The following is a 17,348-nucleotide window of genomic DNA, read 5'->3' on the forward strand; positions in this document are numbered from 1 at the left end:
CCACGCGGTTCCGGCCGCGCTCCCGTCATGCTATCCCCAAGCTTGTCCACAGAAGTGGTGGATAAGCCCACAAGCTGCGTTTCCCGTCTTGGCATCCTGTTTTTTATGTCTTAAGATATGTCGAAAGATATGTTTTTAGATATTCTATTCCGCCCGCAAGGGCTGGAGGCGGTCATGCAACGCAATGAGATTTCTCCTGGCGGACGCGGCATGGGCATGCGCATGGGGCGCAAGCTCGCCGCCGAAGACCTGCAGCTCATCCTGCTGGCGCTGCTGGAAGAGCAGCCCAGCCACGGCTACGAACTGATCAAGCAACTGGCCGAGCGCTCGTCGGGTTTCTACAACCCCAGTTCGGGCATGGTGTATCCGGCGTTGGCCTACCTCGAGGACGTGGGCCACGCGGTGGTTTCCGTGGAAGGCACGAAGAAGCGCTATCGCCTGACCGAGGAAGGCAGCGCCCATCTGGCGCGCCATCGCGGGCAGGCCGAGCGCATCCTGGCCGAGCTCGCCAAGGTGGGCGCCCGCATGGCGCAGGTGCGCCGCGTGTTCGAAGGCGAGGACGGCCTGGACACCATCGCGCCGGGCACGCCCGAGGACCTCATGCTGGCGCGCTACGGCCTGAAGCAGGCGCTGCTCCAGGCAGGCGCCTGTGAGGGCGGCGAGGCCATCCGCATCGCCGCCATCCTGAGACGCGCCACCGCCGAGATCCTGGGCAAGTAGGCGCTCCTCCAACCTCATTCTGGAAAGATCCATCATGGAAAAAACCGAACGCGCGGTGCGCCGCGTCCGTCACGAACTGAAGTTCCGCCTGCTGCGCGTGCGCGCGGTGCGCAAGGTCACGCCGCGCCTGTTGCGGGTGACGCTGGAGGGCGACGACCTGGCCGGCTTCTCCAGCGCCGCGCACGACGATCACGTCAAGCTGTTCTTTCCCGCGCCCGGCCAGCAGCGGCCGGTGGTGCCCACGCCGGGGCCCAACGGCATGGTGTTTCCCGAGGGCCAGCCCCGTCCGGCGGCGCGCGACTACACGCCGCGCCGCTACGACGCCCAGGCGGGCGAGCTCGACATCGAGTTCGCGCTGCATGGCGACGGCCCCGCCGCCGAATGGGCGGCACGCGCCGAAGCCGGGCAGTACCTGGGCGTGGGCGGTCCGCGCGGCTCCTTCGTGATGGAAGGGGAGTTCGACGGCTATCTGCTGGTGGGCGACGAAACCGCGCTGCCGGCCATCGCCCGCCGGCTGGAAGAACTGCCCGCGGGCGCGCGCGCCGTGGTCGTGGCCGAAGTGGCCGACGCAGCCGAGGAACAGTCGTTCGACACGCGGGCCGACGTGGACGTCCGCTGGGTCCATCGCGACGGCGTGGCGCCCGGCAGCCCCGAGCTGCTGGCGCAGGCCGTGGCGGGGCTGGGCAAGCCGCAGGGCGACTGGTACGCCTGGGTCGCGGCCGAGTCCGGCGTGGCCAAGCGGGTGCGCCAGGTCTTGGTCGAGAACTGGCAGCTACCCAAGGAATGGATCAAGGCGGCCGGCTACTGGAAGCTGGGCGCCGCGGCCACCCACGACAAGCACGAGGATTGAAGGCATGAGCGCACACCGTCCGGCGGCCGTCGTCGCCACGACCGTCAAGAGCCTGCCGTGCTGGCGCCTGGTTTCTCCCCATGGCGAGGCGCTGGTGGCGCGCCAGGGCGCGCAGGTCCTGTACTACGCGCCCACCGGACAGCCGCCGGTGGTATGGCTGAGCGACCAGGCCGAATTCCGGACCGGCTCGTCGCTGCGTGGCGGGATTCCCGTCTGCTGGCCGTGGTTCGGCCAGTTCGACCGCAATCCCGAGGCGGTCCGCGCGATGCTGGCGCCCGGCGCCGACGCGCCGGCGCATGGTTTCGTACGCGCGCTGGACTGGCAGGAAGACGGGGCGCGGGTCGATGGCGACGCCGCGTGCCTGCGGCTGCGGCTGGACCTGCCGGCCGGCCACGGCGGCTGGTACCACGCGGCCGCCGTGGCGCTGGATATCCGCCTGGACGATGCGCTCACGCTGACCCTGTCCACCCGCAACCTGGGCCCGGACACCCTGGCCCTGAGCCAGGCGCTGCATACCTATTTCGCCGTGAGCGACGCACGCGACGTGGCGATCGAAGGGCTGGACGGCGCGGCCTACGTCGATACCTTGAGGGACTGGAGCTCGCAGGTGCAGGAGGGGCCGCTGGCCATCCGGGGGGAAACCGACCGCATCTATACCGGCCTGTCCGGACCGATACAGATCCGCGATCCGGGCTGGCGGCGCAGCATCCAGATCCACGCGGCGGGCTCGCGTTCGGCCGTGGTCTGGAACCCCTGGGTGGACAAATCGCTGCGCCTGTCACAGTTCCGTCCCGATGCCTGGCGCGACATGTTGTGCATCGAGACGGCCCGGGTCTGGGACGACGTGCTGGAAATCGCGCCGGGCGCCACCGCGGACATGGGCGTGACGATGCGCGCGGTGGGCTGGGGCGCCTGAGCCGCTGGGCAGCCCCTAGTCGACCGTCGCGCCGGATTTCTTCACCACGGCTTCCCACTTGGGGATCTCGGCCCTGACCATGTCGACGAATTCGGCCGGCGTGCTGGAGGTCGCTTCTATTCCCATGCCCGCCAGCCGGCGCCGCGCGGACTCGTCCGCCATGCCGCGGACCACGGCGCCGTGCAACCGGTCCACTACCGCTGCCGGCGTGCCCCGGGGGGCCAGCAGCCCGAGCCAGTTCGAGACGTCGTAGCCGGGCAGGCCGGCTTCGGCGATCGCCGGCACGTCGGGCAGCGCGCTCATGCGCTTCAGGCTGGTGACGCCCAGCGCGCGTACCTTGCCGCTGCGTATGTGCTCGGCATACACCGCGTACGAATCGAAGGTCATGGACACCCGTCCCGCCAGCACGTCGTTCAGCAGCGGAGCGCTGCCCTTGTAGGGAACGTGCAGCAGCCGCACATCCGCCATCGATGCGAACAACGCGCCCGACAGGTGGCTGGAGCTGCCGTTGCCGGCCGAGCCGTAGGTCAGCGCGCCAGGCTGCGCCTTCGCCAGCGCGATCAGTTCTTCCACGGTCTTCGCCGGCACCGAGGGATGGACGACCAGCACGCGCGGCGTGGTGTGGGTCAGGCTGACGTATTCGAAATCCTTGATGGGGTCGTAGCGCAGCTTGGGGTACAGCGAGGGGTTGATGGCCTGCGTGCCCATGGTGGCGAAGAACAGCGTGTAGCCGTCCGGGGCCGCGTGGGCGACGGCCTCGGCAGCCGTCGTGCCGCCCGCGCCGCCGCGGTTTTCGATCACCACCTGCTGGCCCAGTTGCTCCGTCAGTTGCTGGGCCAGGCCGCGTGCCATGATGTCGGCGGCGCCTCCGGCGGGAAACGGAACGACGAGCCGCAGCGCGCGATCTGGAAACCCGGCCGCCCCCGCGCCGCCGGCCACGGCCAGCAGGAGCGCCGCCTGCGTCAGCGCCAGGCAGGCGCGTCGTCGATGAAAACCCATGGACATCTCCTCTGTTGTGGTTCTTTTCACGCCACACTTTAGAAGGAGGAGCCGGGCCCGCCTATCGCCGGGCCATCAAAGCTGTTATGTGTCTCGGGCACAGGCCCTAGGCCAGTTGGCGGTGCCGTCCGGCGTACAGGCCGAACACGGCCTGGGCGCAGGCAAAGACCAGGCAGATCAGCAGCGCGACCGTCCATCCGCCCGTGAGGTCGTGTACCGCGCCGATGGCGGTGGGACCGCCCGCGGCCAGCAAATAGCCCACGGCCTGGGCCATGCCGGACAGCGCGGCCGCCTGCTGTGCGTTGCCGACACGCAGGCTGACGAATGCCAGCCCCAGGATGATGGACGCGCCGCCGCCGCAGCCATACAGGATGGCCCATGCCGCGGCCCACGATGGAGCGACCAGCAGGCCCAGCAGGGCCGCGATGGACAGTCCCGTGCAGCCGACCGCCAGCCAGCGCTGGTCGCGCACGCGGCGCACCAGCGCGAGCAGCGGCAGGCCGACGACGGCCGAGGCGATCTGCAACATGCCATGGACCGATCCGGTCGAGCCCGGCGGGTAGCCGGCGTCGTGCAGCATGGAGGGCAGCCAGCTGGAAACGATGTAATACACCAGCGAGTTCAGGCCGAGGAACAGCGTGATCTGCCACGCCAGCGCCGATTTCCACACCGGCCGGGGGCGGGCCTGGGTGGGACCGGCGGGCGCCGCGACCGGAGCCGGGGTGCGCAGTTGAGGCAGCCAGACGATGGCGCTGGCGATGGCGATCACGATGGGGGCGAGCAGGGCCAGCGGCCACCCCGGGCCGGCGGACCAGAGCGCCAGCGGCACCGCGATCATCGAGGCGAGGCCCGAGGCCACGCCCATCGTCAGCGCATAGGCGGAGGTCAGGCTGGCGATGCGTCCGGGGAAATCGCGCTTGAGCAGGCTGGGCAGCAGCACGTTGCCGAAGGCGATGGCACCGCCGATCAGCAGGGTCCCGGCGAACAGGGCCCAGACCGCGCCGGAGGACCGCAGGCACAGGCCCGCCACCAGGGTCAGCAGCGCCGCCATCAGCGTGCGTTCCAGGCCGTGCCGGCGGGCAGCCAGGGCCGCGATGGGCGATCCGGCGGCGAAGGCCAGCAGGGGCAGGGTGGTGAGCAGGCCCGCCTGGGCGGCGGTCAGGTCCAGGCTGGTCCGTATCATGTCCAGCACGGGCGCCACGCCGGTGACCGGCGCGCGCAGGTTGGAGGCGATCAGCAGGATGCCGGCGATGAGCCAGGCTTGGCGAGACACGGAATGCGAAGCGGAAAGCGGGGGCATGGGGCGGCAATCGGAAACGATACCCATGGACTGTAGGCATTTTGCGCCTGTCTGTCTTTGGATAAGATGACATTAAATTGCCAAAATCTGCCAAACGCTCGCCATGCCAGCATTCGAAGCCGCCTTCGCCGAGTTCGATCCGGACGCCACGGTCGCGCCCGTGGTGGCGGTGCACCTGACGGCGCAGCAGCGCCGCAGCGAACAGCCGGTGCACCGGCATCGCAAGGGCCAGTTGATCCTGGCGCTGCGGGGTTCGGTCACCTGCCATGTGCCCACCGGCCTGTGGATGGTGCCGCCGCAGTGCGCGGTCTGGATTCCTCCCGGCATGGCGCACAGCAACAGGGTGTCGCAGCATGGCCAGGTCTGCCTGCTGTTCGTCGAGCCGGACACGGCCCCGTTGCCCGAAGTGTGCTGCACGCTGTCGATTTCGCCGCTGTTGCGCGAACTGATCCTGTACCTGGCGGCCGACTCCACCGACTATCCGCCCGACGGGCCGACCCACCGCCTGGTGGGCGTGCTGCTGGAACAACTGGGGCGCATGCCCACCGAGCAACTGCACCTGCCCGTGCCCGCGCACAGCCGCCTGCGCCGCATCGCCGACGCGCTGGCGTCCGACCCCGCGAACCGCAACACCGTGGCCGAGTGGGCGCAGCAGGTGGCGATGAGCGAGCGCAGCCTGGCCCGGTTGATCAAGGCGGAGACGGGCATGAGCTTCGGCCGCTGGCGCCAGCAACTGCACGTCATCGTCGCGCTGCAGCGCCTGTCCGCCGGCATGGCCGTGCAGCGCGTGGCGATGGACCTGGGCTACGAGTCGGTCAGCGCCTTTATCACGATGTTCAGGAAGGCCATGGGCAAGCCGCCCGGCCGTTACCTGGCCGAACGCAACCGGGGCGAAGGGTAGGGCGGCGCGGTATCATCGCCGGCTGATCGACCGCAGGCCACGCCCTTGGACATCTCGCTGCTCTGGATTCCCGCCACGCTCATCGCCGCCGCCGCGCAAACGGCGCGCAACACCATGCAGCACCGGCTGACTGAAACGCTGGGCACGCTCGGGGCGGCGCAAGTCCGCTTCCTGTACGGCCTGCCGTTCGCCCTGGTGTTCCTGGCCGGGGTGCTGGCGGTGGGAGGCGACTCCCTGCCGCACCTGGACAGCCGTTTCCTGCTGTATTCGGCGGCGGCCGCCGCGGCGCAGATCCTGGCGACCGTGCTGATGCTGGCCACCATGCAACTGCGCAACTTCGCGCTCAGCACGGTCTATGTGAAGACCGAGCCGGTGCTGGTCGCCATCTTCGCCGTGGTGGTGCTGGGCGACCCGCTTTCGCTCATGGGCGCCTGCGCGGTCCTGGTGGCGACAGCGGGCGTGGTGGCCATGTCGTGGAAGCCTGGCGCGGGGGCGGGCAGCAACTGGCGGCCGGCGCTGCTGGGCATCGCTTCCGGGGCTTTCTTCGCCTTGTCGGCGGTGGCCTTTCGCGGCGCCATCGTGGCGCTGGACAGCGGTTCGTTCGCCACGCGCGCCAGCGTGACGCTGGTCGCGGGCCTGATCATGCAGACGGGCGCGCTGGTGCTCTGGCAGGCTGCGTTCCGCCGCGACGTGCTGCGCGGCGTGCTGGCGCAATGGCGCTCTTCGCTGCCGGCGGGTTTCATGGGCGCGTTCGCGTCCCAGTGCTGGTATATCGGCTTCGCGCTGACCTCGGCGGCCAACGTCCGCACGCTGGGCCTGGTGGAGGTGCTGTTCGCGCAGTTCGCCTCGCGGCGGATCTTCGCCCAGCACGCCAGCCGTCGCGAACGCGGCGGCATGGTACTGGTCGTGCTGGGGCTGCTGTTGCTGCTTTACGGTACGCGAGGCTCCTCCTAGCGGGAACAGGCCCCGGGCGGCGGGACCCGTTCCGCATCCTGGCCTCAGGCCGCGGCGGCCAGCTCCTCGGCCAGCAGGCCGGCCTGTTCCAGCGCCTGGTTGACGGCCGCTTCGCGTGCCTCGCCGCCCAGCGCGACACCCTCGGCGCGCAGGACGCTCACGTCGGTCACGCCGAAAAAGCCGAGCACCGCCCGCAGGTAGGACTCCTGGTGATCCAGCAGGGTCTCGACCGGCGTGCCGGCATACTTGCCGCCGCGCGAAGAAACGATCACGACTTTCTTGTCGCCGGCCAGGCCCTCGGGACCGTTGGCGGTGTAGCGGAAGGTCTTGCCGGCCTGGGCGACACGGTCGATCCAGGCCTTCAACTGGGAAGGAATCGAGAAGTTGTACATCGGGGCGCCGATCACCACCACGTCGGCGGCCAGGAATTCGGCCAGCAGCTCGTCGGTATAGGCGACTTCCTTGCGGAACCCCTCGTCATCGGGGAACACGGCACCGGGCTGGGGGCGCAGCGATTGCAGCAGGGCCCCGTCCAGGTGCGCCGGCGGCTGGGCAACCAGATCGCGGTGCTTGACCGTCGATCGCGGTTCGCTGTGGCGCAGGGCCTCCACGACCGCGGCGGTCAGTTCGCGGGATACCGAGGCGGCGCCGGTGGAGCTCGAGTCGATGTGCAGGATATTCATGAAGATTCCTAGTTCGTCGAATTCTTAGGGTTAATGCGGATGACTTCCGCCACATCGACAAGATATAGCGACAATAATTCTTTTTAAACTGCCGCCACTGGGAATTACTTTTCTATATTTGGAATAATTCAGCGTCCGGGGGGACCATGCAGGACCTCAACGACATGTATCTGTTTGCCAAGGTGGTCGAACACGGCGGCTATACCGCGACCGCCCAGGCATTGGGCATCCCGGTCTCGCGCATCAGCCGGCGCATCGCCGCCCTGGAGGACGAACTGGGCGTGCGGCTGCTACATCGCACCACGCGCAAGATCTCGGTGACCGAGATCGGGCAGACCTACTACCAGCACTGCGCGGCGCTGGCCGCCGAGGCCGCCGCCGCCCGCGAAGCGGTGGACAGGACGACGTCGCAGCCGCAAGGGCTGATCCGCTTCAGCTGCCCGGTCACGTTGTTGCATAGCGACATCGGGGCCATCGTCGCGCAGTACCTGGAGCGCTATCCGCAGGTGCGCGTGCAGATAGACGCCACCTCGCGCCGGGTGGACGTGGTGGAGGAGGGCTTCGATCTCGCATTGCGGGTGCGTACGCCGCCGCTGGAGGACTCCGAACTGGTCGTGCGTCCCCTGGCCACCAGCAGGCTGGTGCTGGTGGCCACGCCGGACTTCTTCGCGCGCCACGGCGAACCGCAGGATATCCGCGACCTCGAACGCCTGCCCACGCTCAGCATGATGCAGGCGGCCGAGCGGCATGTCTGGCGGTTCGTCGGCCCGGACGGCGCGGAAGTGTCCGTGGGGCACGTGCCGCGCCTGTCGGTCGACGACCTGAACACGCTGCGCAGCACGGCGCTGCAGGGACTGGGCATCGCCTGCCTGCCCTGGCCGATGGTGGCGGCCGACGTCGAGGCTGGCCTGCTGCGTGTCACGCTGGCCCGGTATTCTCCGCCGGAAGGCATCGTGCAGGCGGTGTTTCCGTCGCGGCGGGGCCTGGTGCCGGCGGTGCGGGGTTTCCTGGATGCGCTGGTGGCGGCGTACGAGCGGCAGTCGCCCGCCCCGGGCTAGGGCCCGAGGCGGCTTTCCCCGGGGAAAGCGCCACGGCAGCCGGGGGGCTCATGTACAATCCGGGGGCACTCGGCGGGCCGGAAACGGACGCGGGACCGGAACTGTCAAGCGACCGGGAGGCTGCCGGTTTTCCGGACGACACTAGCTCGCAGGGACGCCGTGCGGGCTTTTTTTATCCCATGGTGACGCCAACTGGAGATCGCATTGCGTAAGAGGTCGGGGCGATAGATGTTGATATTGATTTCCAACGACGACGGTTATTTCGCGCCCGGGCTGGCCGCGCTGGTCGAGGCGCTGCGGCCGCTGGCCGAACTGATCGTCGTCGCGCCCGAGACCAATCGCAGCGGATCGTCGAATTCGCTCACGCTCGATCGGCCGCTGTCGGTACGCACCGCGGCCAACGGCTTCCTGTACGTCAACGGGACGCCGTCCGATTGTGTGCACGTGGCGCTGACCGGGCTCCTGGACCGGCGCCCCGACCTGGTGGTGTCCGGCATCAACGACGGACAGAACATGGGCGAGGATACGCTGTACTCCGGCACGGTCGCCGCGGCTACCGAAGGCTATCTGTTCGGCCTGCCGTCGATCGCCTTTTCGCAGGTATCCAAGGGCTGGACGCACCTGGACGCGGCGGCGGCGGCCGCCCGCAGCTTCGTCGAGCGTTTCATCGCCAATCCGCTGGCCGCGCCCAGCCTGCTGAACGTCAATATCCCGAACCTGCCCCTGTCCGAACTCAAGCCTCCCCGCGTGACCCGACTCGGCCGGCGCCACCCTTCGGAGCCGGTGGTGCGTTCGTCCACCCCGTACGGCGAACCGGTCTATTGGATCGGCCCGGCGGGCAAGGCCGCCGACGCCACGCCCGGTACTGACTTCCACGCCTGCGCCGACGGCGCGGTGTCGGTCACGCCGCTGCGGTTCGATCTCACGCACAACGCACAGCTCGAACCCATGCGCGAATGGATCCCCACGGAATGGATAGGCGCAAACCGTTGACCCCGGCGCCGGCGCCGCGGCGAGAGGGGGCGGAAGCCCGCGCCGCAGCCGCCCGGCGGCCCGCCGCGCCGTTGCCGCCGGTCACGGCGGCGAACAGCAATACGCGCGTCACCACCGGGCGTCCGCCGGTCGCCCGCGGCACGCCCGCGCGGCCGCTGCGCCCCGACGAGGCGCGGGCCACGAACAGCAACACCCGGGTGGCGCCCGCCAGGCTGATCGTGCCGGCGCCCATCCAGGTCCGCACGCCGGCGCGCGAGGCCAATCACGGACTCAATTCCGAGCGCATGCGCGCCGCGCTGGTGGCGCGGCTGCGCGCGCAGGGCATCGCGGACGAGCGCGTGCTCGAGGCGGTCCACGCGATCCCGCGCCATCGATTCGTCGACGAGGCCCTGGCCAGCCGCGCCTACGAGGACGCGGCGCTGCCCATCGGCCATGGGCAGACCATTTCGCAGCCCTGGATCGTGGCGCGCATGATCGCCGCGGCCCGCAACGGGCGCGAACTCGGCAAGGTGCTGGAGGTCGGAACAGGGTGCGGCTACCAGGCCGCCGTGCTGGCGGGCGTGGCGCGCGAGGTGTATTCCATCGAGCGCATCAAGGCCTTGCACGAACTGGCCCGCAATCAACTGCGGCCTTTCCGGCTTCCCCATGTGCGCCTGGTGTTCGGCGACGGCATGCTGGGCGTGCCGAGCGCCGCGCCGTTCGACGCCATCGTCGTCGCGGCCGCGGGGCTGAAGATACCCGATGCGCTGCTGGCGCAACTGGCGGTCGGGGGCCGTCTGGTGGCCCCGGAAGGGGGGGCCAGGCAGCGACTGGTCATGATCGAGCGCACCGGAGCCCAGAGCTGGGTGCGAACCGAACTGGAGGCGGTGCGCTTCGTGCCCCTGCAGTCCGGCGTGTTGTTGTAATGAATAGGAGATCTGGGATGCAGAATTGGCGCAAGCCGGGCCGCGACGAAACCAATCGACCCCGCCTGGGCGCGGGGACGCTCGAAAGGACCGCACGACAGGTGCTGCTCTGGACGGGCTGCGCATTGGTGCTCGCGGCCTGCGGCACGGCACCCAGGACGGTACCGGTCGTCGACCGGACCACGCCGGCCAAGCAGCCGAGCGGCCCCGCGGCCACCGCGGGCCGCGAATCCTCGCGCCTGATCGATGCCGATACCTACATCGTCAAGCGCGGCGACACGCTGATCCGTATCGCCCTGGACCACGGCGAGGACTGGCGCGACATCGCGCAGTGGAACAGCCTCGAGGACCCCAACCAGATCCGGCCGGGCCAGGTCCTGCGCGTGACGCGCCCAGGTTCGACCACCGCCAAGCCCGCCGATTCCAGCGTGGCGCAGGTCACGCCGGTACCCGCGCCGTCGCAGTCGGCCTCGCGGCCGCTGGGCACGCCGGCGCCTGCCCCCGCGACGCCGTCCCCGGCGCCGGCCGAACCCGTGGCGCCGCCGGCGACTCCGGCCACGCCGCCCGCCGCGCGCAACGATCCGGCCAGCGAGCGGGTGGAGTGGGGCTGGCCCGCCAACGGCAAGATCATCGAGAACTTCCACGAGACCCGCAACAAGGGCCTGGACATCGCCGGCACCCCGGGCGATCCCGTGCTGGCCGCGGGCGACGGCAAGGTGGTCTATAGCGGCAGCGGCCTGCGCGGCTACGGGCAACTGATCATCATCAAGCACAACAACACCTTCCTGTCCGCCTACGCGCACAACCGCGCCATGCTGGTCAAGGAAGGGCAGGCCGTGCGGCGTGGGCAGAAGATCGCCGAACTGGGCAGCACCGACGCCGAGTCGCCGCGCGTGCATTTCGAGATCAGGCGCCAGGGCCGTCCCGTCGATCCGGCCGGCTACCTGCCGCCGCGCTGAGGCCCGCCATGACACCGATGCTGGTCTTCGACCTGGAAACCATTCCCGACGTGGAAGGCCTGCGCGCGCTGAACGGGTGGGGCGAGGACGTCCCCGATGCCGAGGTGGTCGAGCGTGCCACGGCGGCCCGCCGCGAAGCCGTGGGGCACGACTTCCTGCCGCTGCACCTGCAGAAAATCGCGGTGGTGGGGTGCGTGTTCCGCGATGACGACGGGTTTCGCGTCAAGTGCATAGGCAAGGCCGACGATCCCGAGGCCACGCTGATCTCCGGTTTCTTCAAGACCATCGATCGCTACACGCCGCAGCTCATCAGCTGGAACGGCTCGGGCTTCGACCTGCCGGTCCTGCACTATCGCGGGCTGATCCATGGCATCCAGGCCTCGCGCTACTGGGACATGGGCGAGGACGACCGCGATTTCCGCTACAGCAACTACATCAGCCGCTACCACAACCGGCATTGCGACCTGATGGACCTGCTGGCGAAATACAATGGACGCGCCAACGCGCCCCTGGACGAATTGGCCAAGCTGTGCGGCTTCCCGGGCAAGATGGGCATGGACGGCAGCCAGGTCTGGCCCGCGTGGAGTTCCGGGCGCCAGGAAGAGGTGCGCGCCTATTGCGAGACCGACGTCGTCAACACCTGGCTGGTCTACTGCCGCTTCCGGCTGATGCGCGGCATGCTGTCGCGCAGCCAGTACGACGCTGAAGTGGACCTCGTGCGCAGCACGCTGGAAACGCTGGACCTGCCTCACTGGCGTGAATACCTGGCGAACTGGCCCGCCTCGCGCTAGCACGCCGCGCGGGAAAACTGATATTCCGAACATGAGTCAAGAAGCAGAAATCGCGGCCGCGGACGGCCTGGAAGGGGCGGCTGTTGCCGTCGAATCCGACGATGGTTCCGTGGCCATCGAATCGGTGGACCTGGAAGGGCGCGGTATCGCGCGCCGCCAGGGCAAGGTGGTGTTCGTCGATGGCGCGCTGCCCGGCGAACGCGTGATGCTGAAGGTGACCAAGCGCAAGCCCTCCTACGAACTGGCCGAGGTCGAGAGCGTGGTGCGGGCGTCGTCGCAGCGCGTGGCGCCGCGCTGCGCGCATTTCGGCGTGTGCGGCGGCTGTGCCATGCAGCACGTGGATCCGGCGGCGCAGGTGGCGATCAAGCAACGCGTGCTGGAAGACACCCTCTGGCACATCGGCAAGCTGGTGCCGCAACGTGTCCTGCCGCCCATCCACGGCCCGGCCTGGGGATACCGCTACCGCGCGCGGCTGTCGGTGCGGGTGGTCGTGAAGAAGGGCGGGGTGCTGGTGGGCTTTCGCGAGCGCAAGAGCAGCTACGTGGCCGACATGCGCGAATGCCATGTCCTGCATCCGCATGTGGCTTCGCTGCTGGTGCCCTTGCGCGAGATGGTCGCGGCCATGCCCGCGCGCGACCGCGTGCCGCAGATCGAGGTCGCCGTGGGCGATAGCCAGGTCGTGCTGGTGCTGCGCCACCTGGTCCCGCTGGTGGACGAGGACCTGGCCGTGCTGCGCGCATTCGCGGCGCGCCATGGCATCCATTGGTGGCTACAGCCCAAGGGCCCCGACACGGTCCATCCGCTGGAGCCCGAGGACATCGACGGACTGGCCTACACGCTGCCGGAGTTCGGGCTGCGCATGCCCTTCAAGCCGACCGACTTCACCCAGGTCAACCACGCGATCAACCGGGTGCTGGTGTCGCGCGCAATCGCGCTGCTCGACCCCCAGCCCGAGGATCGGGTGGCCGACCTGTTCTGCGGCCTGGGCAATTTCACGCTGGCGCTGGCGACCCGCTGCCGCGAGGTGGTGGGCGTGGAAGGCAGCCAGGCCCTGACCGACCGGGCGCTGGAAGCCGCCCGCCGGCATGGCGTGGACGCGCATACGGCATTCTCGACCCTGAACCTGTTCGAGGTGGACGAGGCGTGGCTGCGCAGCCTGGGCCACTTCGACCGCATGCTGATCGACCCCCCGCGCGAAGGCGCCCTGGCCGTCGCCAAAGCCCTGACGACACTGGGCGCCGACCGCCCCCGGCGCATCGTCTACGTCTCCTGTAACCCCGCCACCCTGGCCCGCGACGCCGCCATCCTGGTGCACGAGGGCGGCTATACCTTGAAGGCGGCAGGCGTGGTCAACATGTTCCCCCATACCGCCCACGTGGAATCCATCGCTGTGCTGGAATGAATCCCCCCCTACGCGCTGACGCGCGCCCCCCAGGGGGCGGCACTGGCGGACCGGAAGGGAAGCCCACCCCCACGCCCTTCGGGCGCCCCCTCAAGGGGGCGATGCGGGTGGACCGGCAAAGCCGGATCCAGCGCATCCTGGGGCCCCAACGGGCTGGCGGGGACTGGCGATGCTGCCTGGCATCCGGTTCGGTTGAAAAAGAAAACGGCCTTGCGTGCAAGCAAGGCCGTTTTTATTTCCTGAGTGCCCCCAGACCCAGGGCACAGCGGATCCGGCTCCGCCGGTCCGCCAGTGCCGCCCCCTGGGGGGCGCGCGTAAGCGCGTAGGGGGGATCTTCTACTCTCGTTCTCCGCCGAAGATGCCCAGGAGCATCAGCAGGTTCACGAAGACGTTATAGATGTCCAGGTAGATCGCCAGGGTGGCCGAGACATAGTTGGTCTCGCCGCCGTTGACGACGCGCTGCAGGTCGACCAGCATGAAGGCCGAGAAGATGCCGATGGCCAGGACCGAGATGGTCAGCATCAGCGCCGGCAGTTGCAGGAAGATATTGGCCAGGGCCGCCACGAGGATCAGGATGGCGCCGACGAACAGCCATTTGCCCAGGCCGGACAGGTCGCGCTTGATCGTGGTGGACAGCAGGGCCATGGTGCCGAACACCACGGCGGTGCCGCCGAAGGCGGTCATGATGAGCGTGGACCCGTTGGCCATGCCCATGACGAAGCCGATCATGCGGGACAGCATCAGTCCCATGAAGAAGGTGAAGGCCAGCAGCAGGGCGACGCCCAGCCCGTTGTCCTTGTTCTTCTGGATGGCGAACATGAGGCCGAAGGCGCCGATCAGGAACACCATGGTGGTCAGGCCGGGGCTGCCGCCCATGACCTGGGCGAGACCGGTGCCCACGCCGATCGCCGCGCCCAGCACGGTGGGGATCAGCGACAGCGCGAGCAGCCAGTAGGTGTTGCGCAATACGCGATTGCGCGCGACTTCGCCGGGCGCAGTCCCGGTCCTGTTGAAGGGAGAAGTGCGTAGATCGTTCATGGTCGAGCGACTCCTTGTGGTCTTTTTGCTCTGTTTCGCCCCGCGAGGGCATGATGTGTCTGACCCCAAGTATGCCGCAGGGTTCCGCCCGGTTCCAGTAGGACCGGCACGGTCCGTCCGAGGGGGGCGGGGGTAGCGGTCCTGTCAAGGAGCCGTGATACAATTTAACGTTTAAGTTCCCCTCAAAGTATTTGTTTTTATTGGAGTTTTTGATGGCTATCGAGCGCACCCTGTCGATCATCAAGCCGGACGCCGTTTCCAAGAACGTCATCGGCCAGATCGTTTCCCGTTTCGAGGCTGCCGGCCTCAAGGTCGTCGCCGCGCGCATGATGCAACTCTCGCGCAGCGACGCCGAGCGCTTCTATGCCGTGCATGCCGCGCGCCCCTTCTTCAAGGACCTGGTCGACTTCATGGTCTCCGGTCCCGTGTTCGTGCAAGTGCTGGAAGGCGAGAACGCCATCCAGAAGAACCGCGACCTGATGGGCGCGACCGATCCGAAGAAGGCCGAGAAGGGCACGATCCGCGCCGATTTCGCCGACAGCATCGACGCCAACGCCGTGCATGGCTCGGACGCCGTCGAGACCGCCAAGGTTGAAGTCGCCTTCTTCTTCCCCGAACTGAACATCCACAGCCGCTGAGCCCGGATGTCCGTTTTTCCCAGGAGGCCGGGATGAATACTATCTCGCCGCTCGCCGAGGCCGCGCAGGCCGAGGTTCCACGTTCCGAATCCCCGCGCATCAACCTGCTGGGGCTGGACGGGGCCGAGCTCGCCTCGCTGGTGGAAAAATGGGGGGACAAGCCGTTCCGCGCCAAGCAGTTGCAGCGCTGGCTGCACCAGCGCGGCGTGGACGATTTCGAGCAGATGTCGGATCTGGCCAAGTCCTTCCGCGAAAAGCTCGCGCGACATTGCGAGGTACGGCTGCCCGAGGTCGTCACCGCCCACAAGTCGGCCGACGGCACGCGCAAGTGGCTGCTGGACGTCGGCAACGGCAATGCCATCGAAACCGTCTTCATTCCCGAGGACGACCGCGGCACGCTGTGCATATCGACGCAGGCCGGCTGCACCGTCGCCTGCCGTTTCTGTTCCACCGGCCACCAGGGCTTCAACCGCAACCTGGGGGTCGACGAGATCATCGGCCAGCTGTGGCTGGCGCGCCGCACGGTCGAGGCCGACCGCGACGGCGCGCGCCTGTCGGGCGGCATGCCCGCGCCGCTGGCCACGCAGGACGACCGGGTCATCAGCAACGTCGTCATGATGGGCATGGGCGAACCCCTGCTCAACTACGACAACACGGTATCGGCGCTGCGCCTGATGCTGGACGACAATGCCTATGGGTTGTCGCGCCGCCGGGTCACGGTGTCGACGTCGGGCGTGGTGCCGATGATGGACCGTCTCTCGCGCGACTGCCCGGTCGCGCTGGCGGTGTCGCTGCACGCGCCCAACGACGCGTTGCGCGACGACCTCGTGCCGCTGAACCGCAAGTATCCGCTGCGGGAGCTGATCGCGGCGTGCCAGCGCTACCTCGAGTTCGCCCCGCGCGACTTCATCACTTTCGAATACGTCATGCTCGACGGCATCAACGATGGCGACGAGCATGCCAAGCAATTGATAGACATTGCGCGGCAGGTGTCGTGCAAGTTCAACCTCATTCCGTTCAATCCCTTCCCGCAGTCCGGGCTCAAGCGCTCGCCCACGGCCCGTGTCAGGCTGTTCGCGCAGCGCCTGATGGACGCCGGCATCGTCACCACCGTGCGCAAGACGCGCGGCGACGACATCGACGCGGCCTGCGGGCAGTTGGCCGGCGAGGTCAAGGATCGCACCCGCCTCAAGGAACGCCTGGCGGGCGAGACCCGCTTCGGCCGCATCGTGGAGGTGCGCGAATGATGCAACCGCGGTGCCGGTCCGGCCGTTGCGGCAGGGCCGGACAAGGAGTCGTCGATGTCTGAACCCCACGAAACCGGTGCCGCCGGAAGGCAGGAGGGCCAGGCGCCCGCCGCCGGCTCGCCGTCTTCGTCGTCGGTAGGGCGGGAGCTGGCACGCCTGCGCGAGGCGCGTGGCTGGTCGCAGGAATATGTGTCCGATCGCCTGAAGTTCGCCGTGCGCCAGATCCGCGCGCTCGAGAACGAACAGTGGAGCGAGCTGCCGCAAGGCATGCCGCTGCGGGGCTTCGTGCGCAATTACGCACGGCTGCTGGACCAGGATCCGGCGCCTTTGCTGCAGGCGCTGTCGCCGCAGCTGCAGGTGGCCGATCCGGTGTCGCTCGAGCAGGCGTCGTCGTTGTCCAGCCCGCTGGCGCATTCGTCGGGCCGCGCCTGGCCGGTGGCCGCCAGCCGCAGGAGGCTGGCCCCTTGGCTGGTGGGCGGCGTGATGGCGGTGCTGGCGCTGGTCCTGCTGGGCTACGCGCTCAGCCAGCAAGGCAAGCTTTCGTTCGGGCAGGCTTCCACGGCCGGCCTGGAGACGCCCGCGGCAGGCATGACCTCGGTCCAGACTGAAACGCCGCTGGCCACGACGGCTGAACCGGCGCCGGCCACGCCGGCGGAGGCCGCGCCGGCGTCCACCGCTCCGGTCGCACCCGCGCCCCTACCCACGCCTGCGCCCGAACCGGCCCCCGCCGCAGCGGCGCCAGCTCCGGCGCCCGGCCTTGCCCTGACCCTGAAGCAGGCAAGCTGGGTGGAAGTCCGGCGCGCCGACGGCACCGTGGCGGTGTCGCGGATCATTCCCGCCGGCGAACCGTATGAGCTGGACGTGGCGGGCGCCCCGTATCGTGTCGTGATCGGCAATGTCAACGGGGTAGACTTGACCTGGCGCGGCGCGCCCGTCGATCTCGCGCCGTATCGCCGGGACAACGTCGCCCGGCTCACCCTCCAGTAGCCGCATC

General features: G+C 68.9%; 18 protein-coding genes. 14 read left to right on the forward strand and 4 right to left on the reverse strand.

Going from position 1 to position 17,348, the window contains the following annotated elements; translation table 11 throughout:
- The first annotated feature begins 174 nt into the window (after positions 1-174).
- The 3 genes from R4823_RS13055 to R4823_RS13065 are packed head-to-tail and all read left to right on the forward strand — an operon-like array spanning position 175 to position 2,486.
- Positions 175-720 carry a PadR family transcriptional regulator gene (locus tag R4823_RS13055; protein ID WP_087840227.1) on the forward strand — a complete coding sequence of 182 codons (546 nt, stop codon included), beginning with the start codon at positions 175-177 and terminating at the stop codon, positions 718-720.
- 34 nt (positions 721-754) lie between these two features.
- Entirely contained in the window at positions 755-1,570 is an 816-nt protein-coding gene (locus tag R4823_RS13060) for a siderophore-interacting protein (RefSeq protein ID WP_087840226.1), read from the forward strand.
- 4 nt (positions 1,571-1,574) lie between these two features.
- A complete protein-coding gene (locus tag R4823_RS13065) occupies positions 1,575-2,486 on the forward strand; it encodes a D-hexose-6-phosphate mutarotase (protein WP_338618926.1) in 912 nt (303 codons plus the stop codon).
- Between the two features lie 15 nt (positions 2,487-2,501).
- On the opposite strand, the gene R4823_RS13070 is transcribed toward R4823_RS13065, so the two are convergent.
- Together R4823_RS13070 and R4823_RS13075 are read right to left on the reverse strand one after the other, a co-directional pair.
- The gene (locus R4823_RS13070; RefSeq protein WP_087840224.1) at positions 2,502-3,485 is read right to left on the reverse strand and encodes a tripartite tricarboxylate transporter substrate binding protein; all 984 of its coding nucleotides are present in this window, start codon (positions 3,483-3,485) and stop codon (positions 2,502-2,504) included.
- 106 nt (positions 3,486-3,591) lie between these two features.
- Positions 3,592-4,758, reverse strand: a complete 1,167-nt coding sequence (locus R4823_RS13075; protein WP_338618927.1) for an MFS transporter — start codon at positions 4,756-4,758, stop codon at positions 3,592-3,594.
- A 130-nt stretch (positions 4,759-4,888) separates the two neighbouring features.
- Between R4823_RS13075 and R4823_RS13080 the strand changes: the two genes are divergently transcribed.
- Both R4823_RS13080 and R4823_RS13085 read left to right on the forward strand, forming a co-directional pair.
- Entirely contained in the window at positions 4,889-5,686 is a 798-nt protein-coding gene (locus tag R4823_RS13080) for a helix-turn-helix transcriptional regulator (protein WP_087840222.1), read from the forward strand.
- Positions 5,687-5,731: 45 nt separating this feature from the next.
- Positions 5,732-6,640, forward strand: coding sequence for an EamA family transporter (locus R4823_RS13085; RefSeq protein WP_087840221.1), 909 nt, complete (start codon positions 5,732-5,734; stop codon positions 6,638-6,640).
- Positions 6,641-6,684: 44 nt separating this feature from the next.
- On the opposite strand, the gene R4823_RS13090 is transcribed toward R4823_RS13085, so the two are convergent.
- Complete coding sequence (locus R4823_RS13090) at positions 6,685-7,323, reverse strand: FMN-dependent NADH-azoreductase (protein WP_087840220.1); 639 nt, start codon at positions 7,321-7,323, stop codon at positions 6,685-6,687.
- A gap of 146 nt (positions 7,324-7,469) precedes the next feature.
- On the opposite strand from R4823_RS13090, the gene R4823_RS13095 reads away from it, so the two are divergent.
- The 6 genes from R4823_RS13095 to rlmD all read left to right on the forward strand — a co-directional run bounded on the left by R4823_RS13095 (position 7,470) and on the right by rlmD (position 13,431).
- Positions 7,470-8,381, forward strand: coding sequence for a LysR substrate-binding domain-containing protein (locus R4823_RS13095; protein ID WP_087840219.1), 912 nt, complete (start codon positions 7,470-7,472; stop codon positions 8,379-8,381).
- Between the two features lie 228 nt (positions 8,382-8,609).
- Entirely contained in the window at positions 8,610-9,374 is a 765-nt protein-coding gene (gene surE / locus R4823_RS13100; RefSeq protein ID WP_087840218.1) for a 5'/3'-nucleotidase SurE, read from the forward strand.
- A 218-nt stretch (positions 9,375-9,592) separates the two neighbouring features.
- A complete protein-coding gene (locus R4823_RS13105; protein ID WP_338619168.1) occupies positions 9,593-10,279 on the forward strand; it encodes a protein-L-isoaspartate(D-aspartate) O-methyltransferase in 687 nt (228 codons plus the stop codon).
- Between the two features lie 17 nt (positions 10,280-10,296).
- Positions 10,297-11,238, forward strand: a complete 942-nt coding sequence (locus tag R4823_RS13110; protein WP_087840216.1) for a peptidoglycan DD-metalloendopeptidase family protein — start codon at positions 10,297-10,299, stop codon at positions 11,236-11,238.
- Positions 11,239-11,246: 8 nt separating this feature from the next.
- Positions 11,247-12,029, forward strand: coding sequence for a 3'-5' exonuclease (locus R4823_RS13115; protein ID WP_087840215.1), 783 nt, complete (start codon positions 11,247-11,249; stop codon positions 12,027-12,029).
- A 31-nt stretch (positions 12,030-12,060) separates the two neighbouring features.
- Complete coding sequence (rlmD, locus tag R4823_RS13120) at positions 12,061-13,431, forward strand: 23S rRNA (uracil(1939)-C(5))-methyltransferase RlmD (protein WP_338618928.1); 1,371 nt, start codon at positions 12,061-12,063, stop codon at positions 13,429-13,431.
- Positions 13,432-13,767: 336 nt separating this feature from the next.
- Here the strand turns inward: rlmD and R4823_RS13125 are convergent, their stop codons facing one another.
- Complete coding sequence (locus R4823_RS13125; RefSeq protein ID WP_087840213.1) at positions 13,768-14,469, reverse strand: Bax inhibitor-1/YccA family protein; 702 nt, start codon at positions 14,467-14,469, stop codon at positions 13,768-13,770.
- Positions 14,470-14,681: 212 nt separating this feature from the next.
- On the opposite strand from R4823_RS13125, the gene ndk reads away from it, so the two are divergent.
- The 3 genes from ndk to R4823_RS13140 are packed head-to-tail and all read left to right on the forward strand — an operon-like array spanning position 14,682 to position 17,341.
- Positions 14,682-15,107: a nucleoside-diphosphate kinase gene (ndk, locus tag R4823_RS13130; RefSeq protein WP_087840212.1), complete on the forward strand. Its 426-nt coding sequence runs from the start codon at positions 14,682-14,684 to the stop codon at positions 15,105-15,107.
- A 32-nt stretch (positions 15,108-15,139) separates the two neighbouring features.
- Positions 15,140-16,354, forward strand: a complete 1,215-nt coding sequence (rlmN, locus tag R4823_RS13135; RefSeq protein ID WP_087840211.1) for a 23S rRNA (adenine(2503)-C(2))-methyltransferase RlmN — start codon at positions 15,140-15,142, stop codon at positions 16,352-16,354.
- Between the two features lie 54 nt (positions 16,355-16,408).
- Positions 16,409-17,341, forward strand: coding sequence for a RodZ domain-containing protein (locus R4823_RS13140; RefSeq protein ID WP_338618930.1), 933 nt, complete (start codon positions 16,409-16,411; stop codon positions 17,339-17,341).
- Positions 17,342-17,348: the final 7 nt, after the last annotated feature.

The sequence above is a fragment of the Pigmentiphaga sp. CHJ604 genome, from assembly GCF_036972535.1.
Taxonomy (GTDB): domain Bacteria; phylum Pseudomonadota; class Gammaproteobacteria; order Burkholderiales; family Burkholderiaceae_B; genus Pigmentiphaga; species Pigmentiphaga daeguensis.